Source organism: Stenotrophomonas sp. FBCC-B152, from assembly GCF_059134105.1.
Genome location: NZ_CP101442.1, coordinates 2,327,970 through 2,344,415, shown reverse-complemented (window position 1 = coordinate 2,344,415; position 16,446 = coordinate 2,327,970). Strand labels below are relative to the sequence as shown.

Below are 16,446 nucleotides of genomic sequence, written 5' to 3'. Positions count from 1 at the left end.
AGGCATGTGCGCAGGCGCGCAGCCGTACAATGACCGCAACCCCTGTTGGAGCACGACCATGACCACTGCCTTCGATTTCTCGTTCGTGGACCTGGGCGGCCAGACCCAGGACCTTGACCAGTACCGTGGCAAGGTGCTGCTGCTGGTGAACGTAGCAAGCAAATGCGGCTTCACGCCCCAGTACGAGGGCCTGGAGAAGGTATGGAGCGAGTACCGCGACCAGGGCCTGGTGGTGATCGGCTTCCCGTGCGACCAGTTTGGTCATCAGGAGCCGGGCAATGCCGAGGAAATCGCCAGCTTCTGCAAATTGACCTACGACGTGGACTTCCCGCTGTCGGAGAAGATCGAGGTCAACGGGGATGGCGCGCATCCGCTCTGGAAATGGCTGAAGGCCGAGAAGTCCGGCCTGCTGGGCATCGGTGCGATCAAATGGAACTTCAGCAAGTTCCTGGTCGGCCGCGATGGCAAGGTGCGCGAGCGCTATGCGCCGACCGACAAGCCGGAGAGCCTGCGCGGCGATATCGAGGCTGCGTTGGAGTGACCGTGGGACACGCATGGCGTGTCGCTACGATTTCCCCGTACCTGGCGGTGCCGCAACACGCGTAGCGACACGCCATGCGTGTCCCTCGCGATGCGTGCGGCGCACGTAGCGCCGGTTATTTCTCGACGAATGCGCGCTCGAACACGTAGTGGCCGGGCGTGCCGATGCGCGGTGAGGTCTGGAAGCCCCGGGCGTCCAGCACGCTGCGCAGGTCGGCCAGCATCTGCGGGCTGCCGCAGATCATGGCGCGGTCGTTTTCCGGGCTCAGTTCGGGCAGGCCGAGGGTGCGCTGCATTTCGCCGCTTTCCATCAGCGAGGTCAGCCGGCCCTGGTTCGGGAACGGCTCGCGGGTCACGGCCGGGTAGTAGAGCAGCTTGTCGCCGATCATCTCGCCCAGGAACTCATGCTCGCGCAGTTCCTTCTCGAACAGCTCGCGGTAGGCCAGGTCCTTTTCGTAGCGCACGCCGTGGGTGAGGATCACCTTGTCGAAGCGCTCGTAGGTTTCCGGGTCCTTGATCACCGACAGCCACGGCGCCAGGCCGGTGCCGGTGCCCAGCAGGTACAGGTGTTTGCCCGGGTGCAGGTCGCTGATCAGCAGGGTGCCGGTGGGCTTCTTGCCGACCAGCACCTTGTCGCCCGGCTTGATGTGCTGCAGGCGCGAGGTCAGCGGGCCGTCCTGGACCTTGATGCTGAAGAACTCCAGGTTCTCTTCCCAGTTCGCGCTGGCGATGGAATACGCGCGCAGCAGCGGGCGTGCTTCGGTCTCCAGGCCGATCATCACGAACTGGCCGTTCTCGAAGCGGAAACCGCTGTCGCGGGTCGTGGTGAAGCTGAAGTAGGCGTCGGTCCAGTGACGGACCTCAAGCACCGTTTCGGCGCCGAAAGCGGAAGACATGGGGAGGGGGTCTGATCTGTGTTGTCCCCTCCAGTTTATCTCAAATGAGATAAATTCTCATTGAACCCCGTTAAGCGGGGTGCTTTACCGATATCCGGCGGCCTGCAGCTCGAACAGCTCGGCGTACCGCCCGCCCTGCGCCATCAGCTGGGCGTGGGTGCCGCTGGCCTCGATCCGCCCACCGGCCAGCACCAGGATCCGGTCGGCCATGCGCACCGACGAGAACCGGTGCGAGATCAGCACGGCGGTGCGGTTGTCGGACAGTTCCTTGAAGCGCTGGAACACCTCGAATTCGGCGCGCGCATCCAGCGCGGCGGTGGGTTCGTCCAGGATCATCACCTGCGCATCGCGCATGTAGGCGCGGGCAATGGCGATCTTCTGCCACTGGCCGCCGGACAGGTCCACGCCCTGCTTGAAGCGGCGCCCGATCAGCTGCTCGTAGCCATGGGGCAGCCCGGCAATCACGTCCTCGGCCATGCCACGGCGCGCGGCGTCGCGGATGCGCGCATCGTCGGTCATCGCCTCGACCAGGCCCACCCCGATGTTCTCGCCGGCACTGAGGTTGTAGCGCACGAAGTCCTGGAAGATCACCCCCATGTTGGCGCGCAGGTCGTCCAGGTCGTACTCGCGCAGGTCGCGGCCATCGAGCAGGATGCGGCCTTCGTCGGGGTCGTACAGCCGCGCCAGCAGTTTCACCAGCGTGGTCTTGCCCGCGCCGTTCTCGCCGACCAGCGCCAGCACTTCGCCGGCACGCAGCTCGAAGTCGAGATGGCGTACCGCCCAGCTTTCCGCATCGGGATACTGGAAACCCACGTTCTCGAACACGAAGCCCTGGGTGATCGGCTGCGGCACCGGCACCGCATCGGGGCGCGAATGGATTTCCGGCTGGATCTGGAAGAACGAGAACAGATCGTCCAGGTACAGCGCCTGGCTGGCCACCTGCGAAAAGCCGATCAGCAGGCCTTCCAGCAGCTGGCGCAGGCGCAGGAAGCTGCCGGCCAGGAAGGTCAGGTCGCCGATGGAGAAATCGCCGCGCACCGTGCGCCAGGCGATGTAGGCATAGGCGGTGTAGTAGCCGAGCGTGCCCAGGGCGGCCAGCAGCGTGCCCCAGAACGCGCGTTTGCGCGCCAGCGCGCGGTTGGCGCGGAAGAACTTGTCGGCGAGGAACCGGTAGCGGTCGATCAGGAAGCGGTGGAGGTTGAAGATCTTCACCTCCTTGGCGGTTTCCACGCTGGCGCCGATCTGTCGCAGGTAGTCCAGCTGCCGGCGCTCGGGGGTCCACTGGAAGTTGAGGCTGTAGCCGGCGGCGTTGAAGTGCGATTCGCCGATGAACGCCGGCACCAGCGCCACGCCCAGCAGCAGGATCAGCCACGGCGCGTAGACCAGCAGGCCTACCGCCAGGCTGGCCACGGTGATGGCGTCCTGGACCTGGCCGAACAGCTGGCTCATCAGGTTCATCCGGCCCATGGTCTGGCGCCGGGCGCGGTCCAGCTTGTCCTGCAGGTCCGGGTCCTCGAAATCCTCCAGGTCCAGTTCGGCCGCGTGCTCCATCAGGCGCACGCTGGTGACGTTGGTGAACAGCTCCGACAGCAGGGTGTCGGCGTAGCTGACGATGCGGCCGAGCAGGTCCGAGGCGATGGCCAGGCCGAATTCCAGCGCCAGCAGGCCCAGCAGCGGGTTGAGCAGGCCGCTGTACAGCGCTTCGTCGAACGGCGGGAAGCCGGCCTCGTGCCGGCTCAGCAGCAGCGCCGCATCGATGATGAGCTTGCCCACGTACAGCATCGCCACCGGCAGCAGCGCACGGATGACGCGCAGGCCCAGGCTGGCGCTGGCCAGTGCCGGGCTGGTCTGCCAGACCTGGCGCAGGAACGGGGGCAGGTTGCGCATCGCCTGGAAGCGTTCGCGCAGGCTGGGGTTCTTCGGGCCGGAAGCGCCGGCGGCGGGGGAGGCGGGCATGGCCGACATTGTGCCCGTGCTGGACGTGAGTGTCCGGTGGGTACCACGTGCGGCGCGGCGCGCCGTCGCCCGACCAACGGTCGGGCGCTACCGCCGCACAAGCCCGCCCACCATCGGCCGGCCCGTAATCGGCCGGCCAAATCATCGGTAGGTACCCACCGTTGGTGGGTACGCTTTTACGGCAGCGGGGGCAGCAACCCGGCACCCAACCGGTTCCAGGCATTGATCACCGCAATGCCCATGCTCAGGTCGCTGATGCCCTTTTCATCGAAATGCGGTGAAAGCGCATCGAACGCGGCATCGGACGGTGCCGCCGTGCTCAGCCGGGTCAGTGCCTCGGCCCAGCCCAGCGCAGCCTTCTCACGGTCATCGAAGAAGCGGCTTTCATGCCAGGCCGGCAGCGTGTCGAGCTTGCGCGGCTCGATCCCGCCCTTGCGCAGCGCGGTGCCGTGCATGTCCATGCAGTAGCCGCAGCCATTGATCTGGGACACGCGCAGGAACACCAGTTCCATCAGCGTGGGGTCGATCGAGCTGTCATGCACGGCCTTGCTGGTGGCCAGCAGGCCCTTGAAGGCGTCGGCGGCCAGGCGGGTGTAGGGAACACGGGGGGAAGCGGACATGGGTGTCTCCATCGGGCGGGTTTCAGGGCTTCTTCATCCTATAAGACGGGGCAGGATCGCCTGCTGTGACAGGGCCCGGCGCAGTTGTCGGGAGTGATTCCCACCACCGCCGGGCCGGGGCGCTAAAATGGTGGGCTTACCCCCGCCAGCCCCGAGCAAGCGAGCATTACGTGACATCGATCAAGCAGGAAGACCTCATCCAGTCCATCGCCGACGCGCTGCAGTACATCTCGTACTACCACCCGGTCGACTACATCAAGAGCCTCACCGCCGCCTACGAGCGCGAAGAGTCGCCGGCCGCGAAGGAAGCGATGGCCCAGATCCTGATCAATTCGCGCATGTGCGCCGAAGGCCACCGGCCGATCTGCCAGGACACCGGCATCGTCACCGTGTTCCTGGAAATCGGCATGAACGTGCGCTGGGACGACGCCACCATGGGCGTGGAAGACATGGCCAACGAAGGCGTGCGCCGGGCCTACAACCACCCGGACAACAAGCTGCGCGCCTCGGTGCTGGCCGATCCGGCCGGCAAGCGCACCAACACTAAAGACAACACCCCGGGCGTGGTCAACGTCAAGGTGGTGCCGGGCGATACCGTCGAGGTGATCGTGGCGGCCAAGGGCGGCGGTTCGGAAGCCAAGAGCAAGTTCGCCATGCTCAACCCGTCCGATTCGATCGTCGACTGGGTGCTCAAGACCGTGCCGACCATGGGCGCCGGCTGGTGCCCGCCGGGCATGCTCGGCATCGGCATCGGTGGCACCGCTGAAAAGGCGATGCTGCTGGCCAAGGAATCGCTGATGGAGCCGATCGACATCAACGAACTCAAGGCCCGTGGCGCCTCCAACCGCGCCGAAGAACTGCGCCTGGAACTGTACGACAAGGTCAACGCACTGGGCATCGGCGCGCAGGGCCTGGGCGGCCTGACCACGGTGCTGGACATCAAGGTCAAGGACTTCCCGACCCACGCGGCCAACCTGCCGGTGGCGATGATCCCCAACTGCGCCGCCACCCGCCACGCCCACTTCACCCTGGACGGCAGCGGCCCGGTGATGCTGGACCCGCCGTCGCTGGAAGACTGGCCGCAGATCACCTACGACGCCTCCAAGGGCACCCGCGTCGACCTCGACACGATCACCCCGGAAGACGTGGCCAGCTGGAAGCCGGGCCAGACCCTGCTGCTCAACGGCAAGCTGCTCACCGGCCGCGATGCCGCGCACAAGCGCATGGTGGACATGCTCAACAAGGACGAGCCGCTGCCGGTCGACCTCAAGGGGCGTTTCATCTATTACGTCGGCCCGGTCGATCCGGTGCGCGACGAAGTGGTGGGCCCGGCCGGCCCGACCACCGCCACCCGCATGGACAAGTTCACCCGCCAGGTGCTGGAACAGACCGGCTTGCTGGGCATGGTCGGCAAGGCCGAGCGCGGCCCTGCGGCGATCGAGGCGATCCGTGACAACAAGTCTGCCTACCTGATGGCGGTGGGCGGTTCTGCCTACCTGGTCTCCAAGGCGATCAAGGCGGCCAAGGTGGTCGGCTTCGCCGACCTGGGCATGGAAGCGATCTACGAATTCACCGTGCAGGACATGCCGGTGACCGTGGCGGTGGATTCCACCGGCGAATCGGTGCACATCACCGGCCCGCGCGAATGGCAGGCGAAGATCGGGAAGATCCCGGTGGTCGTGGCCTGACCTCAGCAGAAAAAGGCGCCGAAGGGCGCCTTTTTCGTTTCAACGCCTGGATTCCACCAGCATCCTCATGGCCAGCCCGCCCAGCACCGTGCCCATCAGCATGCGCTGCGCCACCTGCCAGCGCGGACGGCGCGCCAGGAACGCGGCGATGCTGCCTGCGGCCAGTACGATCAGGCCGTTGATGCTGATGCTGGTGGCGATCTGCAGCGATCCCAGCAGCAACGATTGGGTCATCACGCTGCCGTGGTCGTGCGGCTGGATGAACTGCGGCAGCAGGGAGAGGTACAGCACCGCGATCTTCGGATTGAGCAGGGCGGTGAACAGGCCCATCGAAAACAGGCGGCGCGGACTGTCCTGCGCAAGTTCGCGCAGCTCGAACGGCGAGCGGCCGCCAGGGCGCAGCGCCTGCCAGGCCAGGTACAGCAGGTACAGCGCCCCGCCAACGCGCAGCGCGTCGTAGGCCAGCGGCACCGCCATGAACAGCGCGGTGATGCCCAGCACCGCGCACAGCAGGTAGACCATCAACCCGACGGCGATGCCGCCAAGCGATACCAGCCCCGCCGCGCGGCCCTGGCAGATCGAGCGTGATACCAGGTACATCATGTTCGGCCCCGGGGTGAGCACCATGCCCAGCGCGATCAGGCTGAAGGCCAGCAGGTGGGAAGGATCGGGCATGTCGGCACGGCGTGGGGTGGCGGAAGATGCGCAGCATGCTAGGCCGCCGCCGAGCCGCCCAACAGCCACAGCCGCACGGCAATGCGGCGGCCATCTGTATCCATTGCCGGTGGCAGCGGCGCGCGCATAATCAGGGTCTTCCCACCCGCAGGTTCCGCGCATGGCCACCACGTTGTATGGATCCTCCAGCACCGCCTCGCTGGTGGTGCACTGGCTGCTGATCGAACTGGGCATCGAGCACAAGCTGGTGCTGCTCGATTTCGATACCCGCGAGCAGAAGTCGGCCGATTACCTGGCGCTCAATCCGGCCGGGCGCGTGCCCACGCTGGTGATGGGCAGCCAGGTGCTGACCGAGGCGGCGGCGATCGCGCTGCACCTGGCCGACCTGCATCCGCAGGCCGGGCTGCTGCCGGCGCCGGGCACGCCCGAGCGCGCGCAGGCCTACCGCTGGATGTTCTGGTGTGCCAACACGCTGCAGCCGGCCTACCGGGCCTGGTTCTATGCCGATGAAGTGGCCGGTGCGGACAACGTGGACGCGGTACGCGAAGGTGCGCGCCAGCAGCTGGAAGCGGGCTGGGCACGGTTCGCCGAGCACCTGCAGCAGGCGGGGCCCTACGTGCTGGGCGAGCGCCTCAGCGTGGTCGATTTCATGCTGGTGATGCTGATGCGCTGGTCTCGCAACATGCCGGTGCCCAGCGATACCTGGCCGGAGTTGAAGGCCTACGCCGAGCGGCTGAAATCACGCCCGGCGTTCGCTGAGGTCTACCGCCGCGAAGGCATCACAGACTGGCGGTGATGCCCCACGACCTCAATACCACTCCAGCAACGACACACCCAGGCCGATGTACGTCGCCTTGTGGTTGTAGTCGATCATGCTTTCGCCGTACCCGTCGAACACCTGCACGTGGCCGCGCAGCAGGTTGCTGATCGGGAAGCCGTAATCCAGCTGCAGCGCCCCGTGCGAGCGGTCGCCACCGCGCAGCGAATGCCGCGCCATCAGCGAAACCTCGTGGCCGTTGCGGTTCCAGGTCAGGGTCGCGTCGCCGCGGCCCATGTAATCCTCGATATCCGGGTTGTTGTCGTCTTCGCGATCTTCCGGCAGGCGGTACCACGGGCGCAGCACCAGCGCCCAGTTCTCGCGGTCCAGGCCGATGTTGGCGATCACCCGGTTCCAGCTGCGCGACAGCGGGTCGGCGCGGCCGTTGGACATGTGGGTGAGGCTGATCCCGCTCATGCGCCCGCGCCAGCCGCCGATGGAATAGCCGTTGCGGAAGACCATCATGATCTCCGGCTCGTAATTGGTTTCGCGGAACGGGCGCGAGTTGTCGGCGTTATAGGCCTGCCAGCGCGAGCTCTGGGTATACCCGGCCCAGATGTCGCCGTTGTCGCCGAACACGTTCTCCCAGACCTTGGTCTTGAAGCTCAGCTGGAACTTCAGCTCGTTGCTGTCCAGCTGCTGCGGCGTGGTCACCGTGTTGTCCGGGTTGGGCGACTGCGGCATCTGGTTCTTGTCGCTGGTCCAGAACGCGGGCAGCAGGTACACCGGCTTGTAGGCGCGCAGCTGGAACGCGCCCAGCTTGGAGTCCTGCGCCAGTTCCCAGCGGCTGTCCAGCAGCGAGCCCTTGCCGGCATTGGCCAGCGCGGAATCGTGCCCATCGTTCTTGAACACCTCGCCCAGCCGCTGCTTGACCCGTTCGGTGGCGGGGGCATCCGGCGTACGCGCGGCCTGGCGCTCTTCGCGGCGCTCCTGCTTGGCCGCGGTGGCGGCGGCATCGGCCGCCTGGGTGGTTTCCACCGTGGGCCGGAACAGCTTGTCGTAGCAGGCCAGGCGGGCCACATCGGTGCCCACCAGCGCGCAGGCTTCAGGCGATGCCGGCGTCGGCGCGGCTTCCTGGGCGGCCAGCGGCAGGCTGGCCGTGGCCAGTGCCAGGGCAGAGAACAGGGCCGAACGGGGGCGGTGGGTCATGGAGGCAGGCCGATGAATGGAGGGGAGCGCGGACAGTGTGGCGGCTGCCCGGCGTTCCTGCCAGCGCGATGCGACGCACTGACGGGATCAGCGCGTTTATGCCGGTGTCCCCCGTGCGCGCAACGTGAAGCTGTCGGGCTCAGAAGAACCAGGCGAACGCGAAGATGCCCAGCATCGCGATCACCAGCGCCAGCTTGAGCGCGAAGCCCAACAGGATGCCCAGCCAGGTGGCCAGGCCCACCTTGGTGGAACGGCCCAGTTCACGGGTATGCCAGTACTCGCCGAGCAGCGCGCCGGCCAGTGGCCCGGCGAACAGCCCGATCGGCATGAAGAACAGCCCGACGATGCTGCCCACGAAGGTGCCCCACAGCGCCTTGCGGCTGGCCCCGACCCGCTTGGCGCCGACCACCGTGGCCAGCACGTCGACCGCGAACGAGGCCAAGGTCAGCAGGCCAAGCACGGTCAGCGGTACCCAGCCCACATGTACGAAGCCGTCGCCCCAGGCGGCGACCAGCAGCCCGGCGAACACCAGCGGGATGCCGGGCAAGGCAGGCAGCACAATGCCGGCGATGCCGACCAGGACCAGCAGCACCGCGATCAGGTAAAAGATGAATGAAGGGTCCATGCTATGCCGTATGTTTGCCGAATTTGGGTTGACATTTGTGAAATATGCCAGTTGATTTTTCAAATTGCCCGGGTTAAGTTGCAGGCGCTGAGCTTGGCAAGGTCACCGTGGATCGTGGCCTGATGATGGTAGATCTTCCGATCCGCTCCATCGATGCACCTCGCTTCCCCCTTGCTTGTCAGCCGCCCACAAGGCGTAACCAACTACAAGTCAGTCAGGGAGTAAGGAAGATGGCAGAGAAGGGCACCGTCAAGTGGTTCAATGACGCGAAGGGTTTCGGTTTCATCAGCCGTGAAAGCGGCGAGGACGTGTTCGTGCACTTCCGTGCAATCGAATCCCAGGGCTTCAAGAGCCTGAAGGAAGGCCAGGCGGTTGAGTTCGAAGTTGTGACCGGCCAGAAGGGCCTGCAGGCCGACAAGGTTCGCCCGCTCTAAGCGCGCACCGCTCCGGCCTGATCGGAACATGCAAAGGGCCCGCGCAAGCGGGCCCTTTGCATTCCAGCAGCAGCGGGGCAGTGGGTCAGCGCAGGACCACGCGACCATTGACCACGCGCACGTAGGTGTTCTCGCGGATCCCGCCGAGGTCACGCTGGTTCACCACCACGGTGCGGCCATCATCCATGCGCACGGTGATGTCGAAGGTATCGCTGGTCACGTTCTTCTGGATCTGGTTGCCGGCCAGCGCACCACCCACCGCGCCTGCGGCCGCGGCGATGTTCTGGTTGCCCTTGCTGCCGCCGGTGTGGTCGGAGATTTCATGGCCGGCAACGGCGCCGACCAGGCCGCCAAGGATCGCGCCGGTGGCGCTGGGCGCGGTGCGGCCGGAGGCCACCTGGTTGATCCGGGTGACGATGCCGCAGTCGGCGCAGCGGTTGTCGTTGTAACCGCCGCTGTTGCCGTAGCTGTTGTTGTTGTAGCCGCCACCGCCGTAGCCAGGCGAGGTGGTGGCGCAGCCGGCGAGCGCGACGGTGGCAACGGCAGCGGCGGCAATGAGTTGGATCTTCATGGTGGTTCTCCGTATGGGGCGCATGGCCGAGATCCTGTCGTGTGCTGCGTGAACAGCGTGCCAATCCGGTGCCTGCTTCGTGGCTGCCAGATGAATCAGCGAAAATCCTGGTGGCAGGCCTTGCAGTCGGTCTGGATCTTCTCTACCAGCTGGCCCATGGCCATGCAGTCGGTCGGCGGCGCCGCCAGCGCGGTGTTGAGCGTGGCGCGCAGGCCGCTGGCGTGCTGCTGGAACTGCGCGCTGTCCTTCAGGTCCGGGAACGCCAGGTCCAGGTCGTTGGACAGCGAGCGCAGCGTCTGCAGCCGCGGCACGCTGTCGGCCAGGCTGCAGCGGTTCTGGGCCTGCGCATCGCGCAGCAGCGCCACCTGGCGCTCCATCACGTGCATCAGGCTGCCGGGGAACGGGTCCTGGCGGGCCTGGATCGCCCGCGACACCATCACGGTGGCGACCAGGCCGATCACCAGCCCCAGGCCTGCGACAAACAGATAGCGGTAGGCGGCAGACGGGCGGCGGGTGGGGACGGGAGCATTCATGCGGGTGGCTTCCTTGTGGGTGGCTCGCTGCATCCTACCGCTGGCCGCATCACGGGCGTACGTGGCGGGCACCGGGCCGTCTAAAATGGGCGGCATGAACGACGTATTGCGCGAACGCTTTGCCGGCATCGACCGGTTGTATGGGGTGGGCACCGTAGACCAGCTGTCGCAGCGCCGGGTGGCGGTGGTCGGCATGGGCGGGGTGGGCTCGTGGGTGGTGGAAGCCCTGGCGCGCACGGCGGTGGGGCACCTGACCCTGATCGACGCCGACGACATCTGCGTGTCCAACACCAACCGCCAGCTGCCGGCGCTGGCCGGGCAGTACGGGCGCAACAAGGCCGAGGCGATGGCCGAGCGCTGCGTTGCGATCAACCCGGACATCAGCGTTGAGGCGGTTGCCTCGTTCCTGACCGTGTCGAACATGGTCGAGCTGCTGGATCGCGATTTCGACCTGGTCATCGACGCCTGCGACAGCTTCCGGGTCAAGGTGGAAACCATTGCCTGGTGCCGCCGCCGCAAGCTGCCGATCCTCACCGTGGGCGCGGCCGGTGGCCGTACCGACCCGACCCTGGTGCGCATCCGTGACGTCTCGCGCACCGAGCACGACGCGATGCTGGCCCTGATCCGCAAGAAGCTGCGCAGCGATTTCAACTTCCCGAAGAACGCCTCGCGCTACTTCGGCGTGCCGGCGGTGTATTCGCTGGAGAACGTGAAGTACCCGCAGGCCGATGGCAGCGTATGCGGCGTGCGCCCGCAGCTGGGCGCCGATGCGGCGTTGAAGCTGGACTGCGGCGCCGGACTGGGCGCGGCCACGCATATCACCGGTGCGTTCGCGTTCGCAGCGGTGGGCAAGGCATTGGAGATGCTGCTGAAGAAGAAACCCGGCAACGCGTAGGGACACGCCGCGCGTGTCCATCCGGACGATGACGCATTGCGTGGGACACGCTTGGCGTGTCGCTACGGTATTCCGAACAGCCGGCGTGCGTTGGCGGAGGTCTGCTCGGCAATCGCCTCCACCGTCTCGCCGCGCAACCGGGCCACGGTGTCGGCAATCACCGTCAACCGTGCCGGCTCGTTGCGCTCGCCACGGATGCCGGCGTCCGGCTGGTCCGGCGCATCGGTTTCCAGCAGCAGCTGCTCAAGCGGCAGCTGCGCCACCAGGCGCTGCAGGCGCTGGGCGCGGTCATAGGTCAGCGGGCCGCCCAGGCCGACCAGGAAACCCAGCTTGTGCAGCTGCGCGGCCTGTTCCGGGCTGCCGGGGAAACTGTGGATCACGCCGCGTAATCCGCCCACGAGTTTGATCGCCGCGATCACCGCATCCACCGCGCGTCGTGCATGCACGATCACCGGCAGGTCGAACTCGCGCGCGATCCGCAGCTGTCCGTCGAAATAGAACTGCTGCCGGTCGGCGTCCAGCCCGTCCACGAAGAAATCCAGCCCGCATTCGCCCACCGCGCACGGCCGCTCGCGGTCGATCCACTCGCGCAGCTGCTCAAGGTGCTCGGGCCGGTGCTGGTCCAGGAACATCGGGTGCAGGCCGTACGCAGGGTAGAGGCCTTCGGCCAGCTGGCAGGTGTCACGCAGCTTGGGCCAGCTGGCTGCAGTCACCGCCGGCAGCACCTGGGTACGCACGCCCGCCGCCTGCGCACGGGCGATCACCTCGGCGCGGTCGGGGTCGAATTCGTCCGCGTCCAGGTGGCAGTGGCTGTCGACCAGGCTCACGCGTCGCGCCGGTCCAGGCGCGGCGGCAGGGTATCGCTGCGCCGTTTCCAGTTGGCCAGCAGCAGCGTGCCCAGCCCGAACAGGATTTCATCCACGAACGGAATCGGGTCTGGAATGAACAGCGTTACCGCGAACAGCGCGGCGGTGATCTTGAACAGCGTGGGGTAACGCAGTCCGCGCGCCCACTTCATCACTGGCAGCAGCAGGGGACCGGGCATCGCACTCTCCTCGACAAGTGGTGTAAACGCTATCACGAGCCCCGCAATGACAGAACCTGAATGGGTAAACGGGCTGTGTGCGTCATGTGGAGATACCGTTCAGGGTTCGCATGCTGGAATCCGCATCAAGAACGTTGCGGATCGTCCGCAGGGAGTCGGATATGAAAAGCACAACTACTACTGTCCTGGTCGCCGCGGGCGCCCTGCTGGTCGGGGGCATCGCCACCGCCGCCTTCATGAAAAGCGGTAATTCCACCGACCCGATTACCGCCGCGCAGACCCGCCCGAGCCTGGACACCACGCCGCTGGCCGACGATGGCGCTGCCACCGACGACGTGGCCGTGGACAAGGCCGGCCGGCTGGAATACGCCGACGTGGTCAAGGTCGATCCGCTGACCCAGAAGGAAAAGGCCTACGCCACCGTGATCGGCACCGAGCCGGTGCGTGAGACCTCCACCACCCAGACCCCGCACGAGGTCTGCAATGACGTGGTGGTGCAGGAACGCCTGCCCGAGCGCGATGGCAACGTCGGCGGCACCGTGGCCGGTGCGGTCATCGGTGGCCTGCTGGGCAACCAGGTGGGCGGCGGTAATGGTCGCAAGGCCGCCACTGCAGCCGGCGCCGTCGCTGGCGGCGTGATCGGCAACCAGGTGGACAAGCGCCACGTCGGTGGCCGCGTGGTCAACCGTACCGAGCGCCAGTGCCACACCGAGACTGCGACCTCCGAGTCGACCAAGGTGACCGGCTACAACGTGACCTACCGCAATGAAGACGGCACCACCGGCACCATGCGCATGGCCAGCAAGCCGGGCAACCGCATCGCCATGGGCACCACCAACAACGTCACCGGCTACAACGTGACCTACCGCTATGACGGCGTTGAAAAGACCGTCAAGATGGCCAACAAGCCCAGCAGCGACCGCCTGCCGGTGGTGGATGGCCAGCTGGTCACCCAGACCGCTGCGCTGGATACCGCCCGCCAGTAATCGGGGCGCTGTGCAGTACGTACGAAGAGGCCGGCATGTTGCCGGCCTCTTTCGTTCTGCGAAGATGGCACCCGGCTTACCAACGGGGTACCCCATGAGCATTTTCGACCTGCGCCTGGAAACCGACCGGCTGATCCTGCGCCCGCCGCGCGCGGAGGACTTCGACGCCTTCCTGCAGTTCTGCACCGATCCGCAGGTGATGCAGCACCTGGGCGGCGTGCAGGCGCCTTCCCAGGCCTGGCGCAGTTTCAGCTGCCTGGCGGGCAGTTGGCACCTGTATGGCTTCTCGATGTTTTCGGTGATCGAAAAGAGCAGCGGCGACTGGGTGGGGCGCATGGGGCCGTGGCAACCGCTGGACTGGCCGGGCACCGAAGTCGGCTGGAGCATCCGCCACGCCAGCTGGGGCAGGGGCTACGCACCGGAGGCAGCGGTGGCTGCCATCGACTGGGCGTTTGACACGCTCGGCTGGGACGAGGTGATCCACACCATCGACACGGCCAATGAGAACTCCAAGGCGGTCGCGCGCAAGCTCGACAGCACGCTGCTGCGCATGGGCGAGCTGCCGCCGCCGCACGATGGCAAGCCGATCGAGATATGGGGGCAGTCGCGGGACCAGTGGCGACGTAATCTGTAACACCTCCGTCCCCCTTTTTGTGCACCTGCGCTTGGCAAGCGGCGGCGGTTGAGGCGATGCTCGGCGCGGTCGTCCGTTCGGCTCAGCTGGAGGGTGTGCATGGTTGCCGTGGTTCCTGATCCGATTCCTGCGCGCATGAAGGGCCTGAACCGGGCCGAGATCTGCGACGCCAACTTCATCGACTTCGTGCAGCGCTGGGATGGCCCCGGTGCGCCACGCCCCGCCGACGATGCGCCGATCCTGCCGGGCAGCACGCTGGATGCGCGGGGCTTCGATGCGCTGTTCGAGTCGCAGCTGGTCAGCCGCCACCTGGACCTGATGGCGCGCGTGCTGCGCGTGCAGAACAAGGTCTTCTACACCATCGGCTCGTCCGGCCACGAAGGCAATGCGCTGGTGGCGCGGCTGGCCCGGCACACCGATCCGGCATTCCTGCATTACCGCTCCGGCGCGTTCATGGCCGAGCGCTTCCGCCAGCTGCCGGGCATGGACCCGGTGATGGACGCGGCGCTGTCCTTCGCCGCCAGCCGCGACGATCCGGCCAGCGGCGGCCGGCACAAGGTCTGGGGCAGCAAGCCCCTGTGGGTGCTGCCGCAGACCTCCACCATCGCCTCGCACCTGCCCAAGGCGCTGGGCACCGCACTGGCCATTGAAAGCGCGCGCCGCATCGGCCATGGCCTGCCGATCCCCGACGACAGCGTGGTGATCTGCTCGTTCGGTGATGCCTCGGCCAACCATGCCACCGCGCAGACCGCGTTCAACACCGCCGCCTGGGCTGCCTACCAGCGCCTGCCGGCCCCGGTGCTGTTCGTGTGCGAAGACAATGGCATCGGCATTTCGGTGAAGACGCCGGACGGGTGGATTGCCGACAGCTTCAGCCACCGGCCCGGCTTGGACTACTTCTTCGCCGATGGCCTGGACCTGGCCAGCGGCCACGCGCAGGTGCAACGCGCGCTGGACCATTGCCGCCGGACCCGCCGCCCGACCTTCCTGCACCTGCGCACCACGCGGTTGATGGGGCACGCCGGGACCGACTTCGAGATCGAGTGGCGACCGCTGCCGGAGCTGTGCGCGGCCGAGGCGGCCGATCCGCTGCTGCGTTCGGCGCAGATCGCGCTGGAATCCGGCTGGATGACGCCTGCCCAGCTGCTGGAACGCTACGAGGCGATGCGCGCGCGCTGCTTCGCTGCCGCCGACGCGGCCGACCAGCGGCCCAAACTGGGCGAGCTTGCCGAGATCATGGCGCCATTGGCGCCGTACACCCCCGCGGCCGTACATGCCGAAGCCCGCCGGGTGCCGGCGGCGGAGGCGCGCGAAGCGGTGTTTGGCAGCGCGGCGCAGTTGCCAGAACGGCAGCCGCCGCGACACCTGGCCATCCAGATCAACCAGGCCCTGCACGACCTGCTGTGCAAGTACCCCTCGTCACTGCTGTTCGGCGAGGACGTCGCGCAGAAGGGCGGGGTGTACACGGTCAGCAAGGGGCTGCTGAAAGCCTTCGGCCCGCGCCGGGTGTTCAACACGCTGCTGGATGAAACCATGATCCTGGGCATGGCCCAGGGCCTGGCCAACCTTGGCATGCTGCCGATCCCGGAAATCCAGTACCTGGCCTACCTGCACAACGCCGCCGACCAGCTGCGCGGCGAGGCCTGTTCGCTGCAGTTCTTCTCCAACGACCAGTACCGCAACCCGATGCTGGTGCGCATTGCCGGGCTGGGCTACCAGAAGGGCTTCGGCGGCCACTTCCACAACGACAACTCGATCGCCGCGCTGCGCGACATCCCCGGGCTGGTGGTGGGTTGCGCCTCGCGCGGCGACGATGCGGCGATGATGCTGCGCACGCTGGCGGCGCTGGCCCAGGTCGATGGGCGGGTGGCGGTGTTCCTGGAGCCCATCGCGCTGTACATGACCAAGGACCTGTACGCACCGGGCGATGGCCAGTGGCTGTTCCCGTACCCCGCGCCGGACCAGGCGCTGGTGCTGGGCGAAGGCCGCGTATACGCGCCGGAGGCCAACGACCTGGTGATTTTCACCTACGGCAACGGCGTGCCGATGAGCCTGCGCGCGGCGCGCACCCTCGAAGCCGAACTGGGCTGGCAGGTGCGGGTGGTCGACCTGCGCTGGCTGGTGCCGCTCAACGCCGGCTTCATCGCCGGGCAGGGGGCCGATGCGCAGCGGGTTCTGGTGGTGGACGAGGGCCGGCACAGCGCCGGCGTGGGCGAGGGCGTGATCACCGCGCTGGTCGAGGCCGGCCTGGGCCACCTGCCGCTGCAGCGCGTCTGCGGCGCCGACACCTATACGCCGCTGGCGGGGGCAGCAATGTGCGTGCTTCCAAGCGACAATGCGGTAACAAGCGCCGCGCGGGTGTTGGCGCAGGACCATTGACGC

General features: G+C 67.0%; 18 protein-coding genes. 8 read left to right on the top strand and 10 right to left on the bottom strand.

What is annotated here, in order from left to right; all coding sequences use genetic code 11:
• The first annotated feature begins 58 nt into the window (after positions 1-58).
• Complete coding sequence (locus tag NMB40_RS10930) at positions 59-541, top strand: glutathione peroxidase (protein ID WP_494358401.1); 483 nt, start codon at positions 59-61, stop codon at positions 539-541.
• 115 nt (positions 542-656) lie between these two features.
• On the opposite strand, the gene NMB40_RS10925 is transcribed toward NMB40_RS10930, so the two are convergent.
• The 3 genes from NMB40_RS10925 to NMB40_RS10915 all read right to left on the bottom strand — a co-directional run bounded on the left by NMB40_RS10925 (position 657) and on the right by NMB40_RS10915 (position 4,012).
• Positions 657-1,436, bottom strand: a complete 780-nt coding sequence (locus NMB40_RS10925) for a ferredoxin--NADP reductase (protein WP_068853026.1) — start codon at positions 1,434-1,436, stop codon at positions 657-659.
• 84 nt (positions 1,437-1,520) lie between these two features.
• Positions 1,521-3,392: an ABC transporter ATP-binding protein gene (locus NMB40_RS10920; RefSeq protein ID WP_282247427.1), complete on the bottom strand. Its 1,872-nt coding sequence runs from the start codon at positions 3,390-3,392 to the stop codon at positions 1,521-1,523.
• 176 nt (positions 3,393-3,568) lie between these two features.
• Positions 3,569-4,012 (bottom strand): carboxymuconolactone decarboxylase family protein, encoded by a 444-nt coding sequence (locus NMB40_RS10915; RefSeq protein ID WP_494358400.1) that lies wholly within the window; start codon positions 4,010-4,012, stop codon positions 3,569-3,571.
• Between the two features lie 170 nt (positions 4,013-4,182).
• On the opposite strand from NMB40_RS10915, the gene NMB40_RS10910 reads away from it, so the two are divergent.
• Complete coding sequence (locus NMB40_RS10910; RefSeq protein WP_494358399.1) at positions 4,183-5,700, top strand: fumarate hydratase; 1,518 nt, start codon at positions 4,183-4,185, stop codon at positions 5,698-5,700.
• 39 nt (positions 5,701-5,739) lie between these two features.
• On the opposite strand, the gene NMB40_RS10905 is transcribed toward NMB40_RS10910, so the two are convergent.
• Positions 5,740-6,375, bottom strand: a complete 636-nt coding sequence (locus NMB40_RS10905; RefSeq protein WP_494358398.1) for a LysE family translocator — start codon at positions 6,373-6,375, stop codon at positions 5,740-5,742.
• Positions 6,376-6,535: 160 nt separating this feature from the next.
• Here NMB40_RS10905 and NMB40_RS10900 point away from each other — a divergent pair, with 160 nt between their 5' ends.
• Positions 6,536-7,171, top strand: a complete 636-nt coding sequence (locus tag NMB40_RS10900) for a glutathione S-transferase family protein (RefSeq protein WP_494358397.1) — start codon at positions 6,536-6,538, stop codon at positions 7,169-7,171.
• Positions 7,172-7,183: 12 nt separating this feature from the next.
• On the opposite strand, the gene NMB40_RS10895 is transcribed toward NMB40_RS10900, so the two are convergent.
• Complete coding sequence (locus NMB40_RS10895; RefSeq protein ID WP_448143077.1) at positions 7,184-8,341, bottom strand: phospholipase A; 1,158 nt, start codon at positions 8,339-8,341, stop codon at positions 7,184-7,186.
• A gap of 139 nt (positions 8,342-8,480) precedes the next feature.
• Positions 8,481-8,966: a DUF456 domain-containing protein gene (locus tag NMB40_RS10890; RefSeq protein ID WP_448143076.1), complete on the bottom strand. Its 486-nt coding sequence runs from the start codon at positions 8,964-8,966 to the stop codon at positions 8,481-8,483.
• Positions 8,967-9,196: 230 nt separating this feature from the next.
• Here NMB40_RS10890 and NMB40_RS10885 point away from each other — a divergent pair, with 230 nt between their 5' ends.
• The gene (locus tag NMB40_RS10885) at positions 9,197-9,400 is read left to right on the top strand and encodes a cold-shock protein (protein WP_282247781.1); all 204 of its coding nucleotides are present in this window, start codon (positions 9,197-9,199) and stop codon (positions 9,398-9,400) included.
• 85 nt (positions 9,401-9,485) lie between these two features.
• Here NMB40_RS10885 and NMB40_RS10880 read toward each other — a convergent pair whose 3' ends face one another.
• Both NMB40_RS10880 and NMB40_RS10875 read right to left on the bottom strand, forming a co-directional pair.
• A complete protein-coding gene (locus tag NMB40_RS10880; RefSeq protein ID WP_282247782.1) occupies positions 9,486-9,971 on the bottom strand; it encodes a glycine zipper 2TM domain-containing protein in 486 nt (161 codons plus the stop codon).
• A 95-nt stretch (positions 9,972-10,066) separates the two neighbouring features.
• Positions 10,067-10,504, bottom strand: a complete 438-nt coding sequence (locus NMB40_RS10875; protein ID WP_494358396.1) for a hypothetical protein — start codon at positions 10,502-10,504, stop codon at positions 10,067-10,069.
• 94 nt (positions 10,505-10,598) lie between these two features.
• On the opposite strand from NMB40_RS10875, the gene NMB40_RS10870 reads away from it, so the two are divergent.
• Positions 10,599-11,399, top strand: coding sequence for a tRNA threonylcarbamoyladenosine dehydratase (locus NMB40_RS10870; RefSeq protein WP_494358395.1), 801 nt, complete (start codon positions 10,599-10,601; stop codon positions 11,397-11,399).
• A gap of 62 nt (positions 11,400-11,461) precedes the next feature.
• On the opposite strand, the gene NMB40_RS10865 is transcribed toward NMB40_RS10870, so the two are convergent.
• Both NMB40_RS10865 and NMB40_RS10860 read right to left on the bottom strand, forming a co-directional pair.
• Complete coding sequence (locus tag NMB40_RS10865) at positions 11,462-12,226, bottom strand: TatD family hydrolase (RefSeq protein WP_494358394.1); 765 nt, start codon at positions 12,224-12,226, stop codon at positions 11,462-11,464.
• Positions 12,223-12,444: a DUF6116 family protein gene (locus NMB40_RS10860; RefSeq protein ID WP_068853007.1), complete on the bottom strand. Its 222-nt coding sequence runs from the start codon at positions 12,442-12,444 to the stop codon at positions 12,223-12,225. The genes NMB40_RS10865 and NMB40_RS10860 overlap by 4 nt, the downstream gene beginning before the upstream one ends.
• Before the next feature lie 161 nt (positions 12,445-12,605).
• On the opposite strand from NMB40_RS10860, the gene NMB40_RS10855 reads away from it, so the two are divergent.
• The 3 genes from NMB40_RS10855 to NMB40_RS10845 all read left to right on the top strand — a co-directional run bounded on the left by NMB40_RS10855 (position 12,606) and on the right by NMB40_RS10845 (position 16,443).
• Positions 12,606-13,430, top strand: a complete 825-nt coding sequence (locus NMB40_RS10855) for a glycine zipper 2TM domain-containing protein (RefSeq protein ID WP_494358393.1) — start codon at positions 12,606-12,608, stop codon at positions 13,428-13,430.
• A 94-nt stretch (positions 13,431-13,524) separates the two neighbouring features.
• Positions 13,525-14,064 carry a GNAT family N-acetyltransferase gene (locus NMB40_RS10850; protein WP_494358392.1) on the top strand — a complete coding sequence of 180 codons (540 nt, stop codon included), beginning with the start codon at positions 13,525-13,527 and terminating at the stop codon, positions 14,062-14,064.
• Between the two features lie 99 nt (positions 14,065-14,163).
• Positions 14,164-16,443, top strand: coding sequence for a thiamine pyrophosphate-dependent enzyme (locus NMB40_RS10845; RefSeq protein ID WP_494358391.1), 2,280 nt, complete (start codon positions 14,164-14,166; stop codon positions 16,441-16,443).
• The last annotated feature ends 3 nt before the right edge of the window (positions 16,444-16,446 follow it).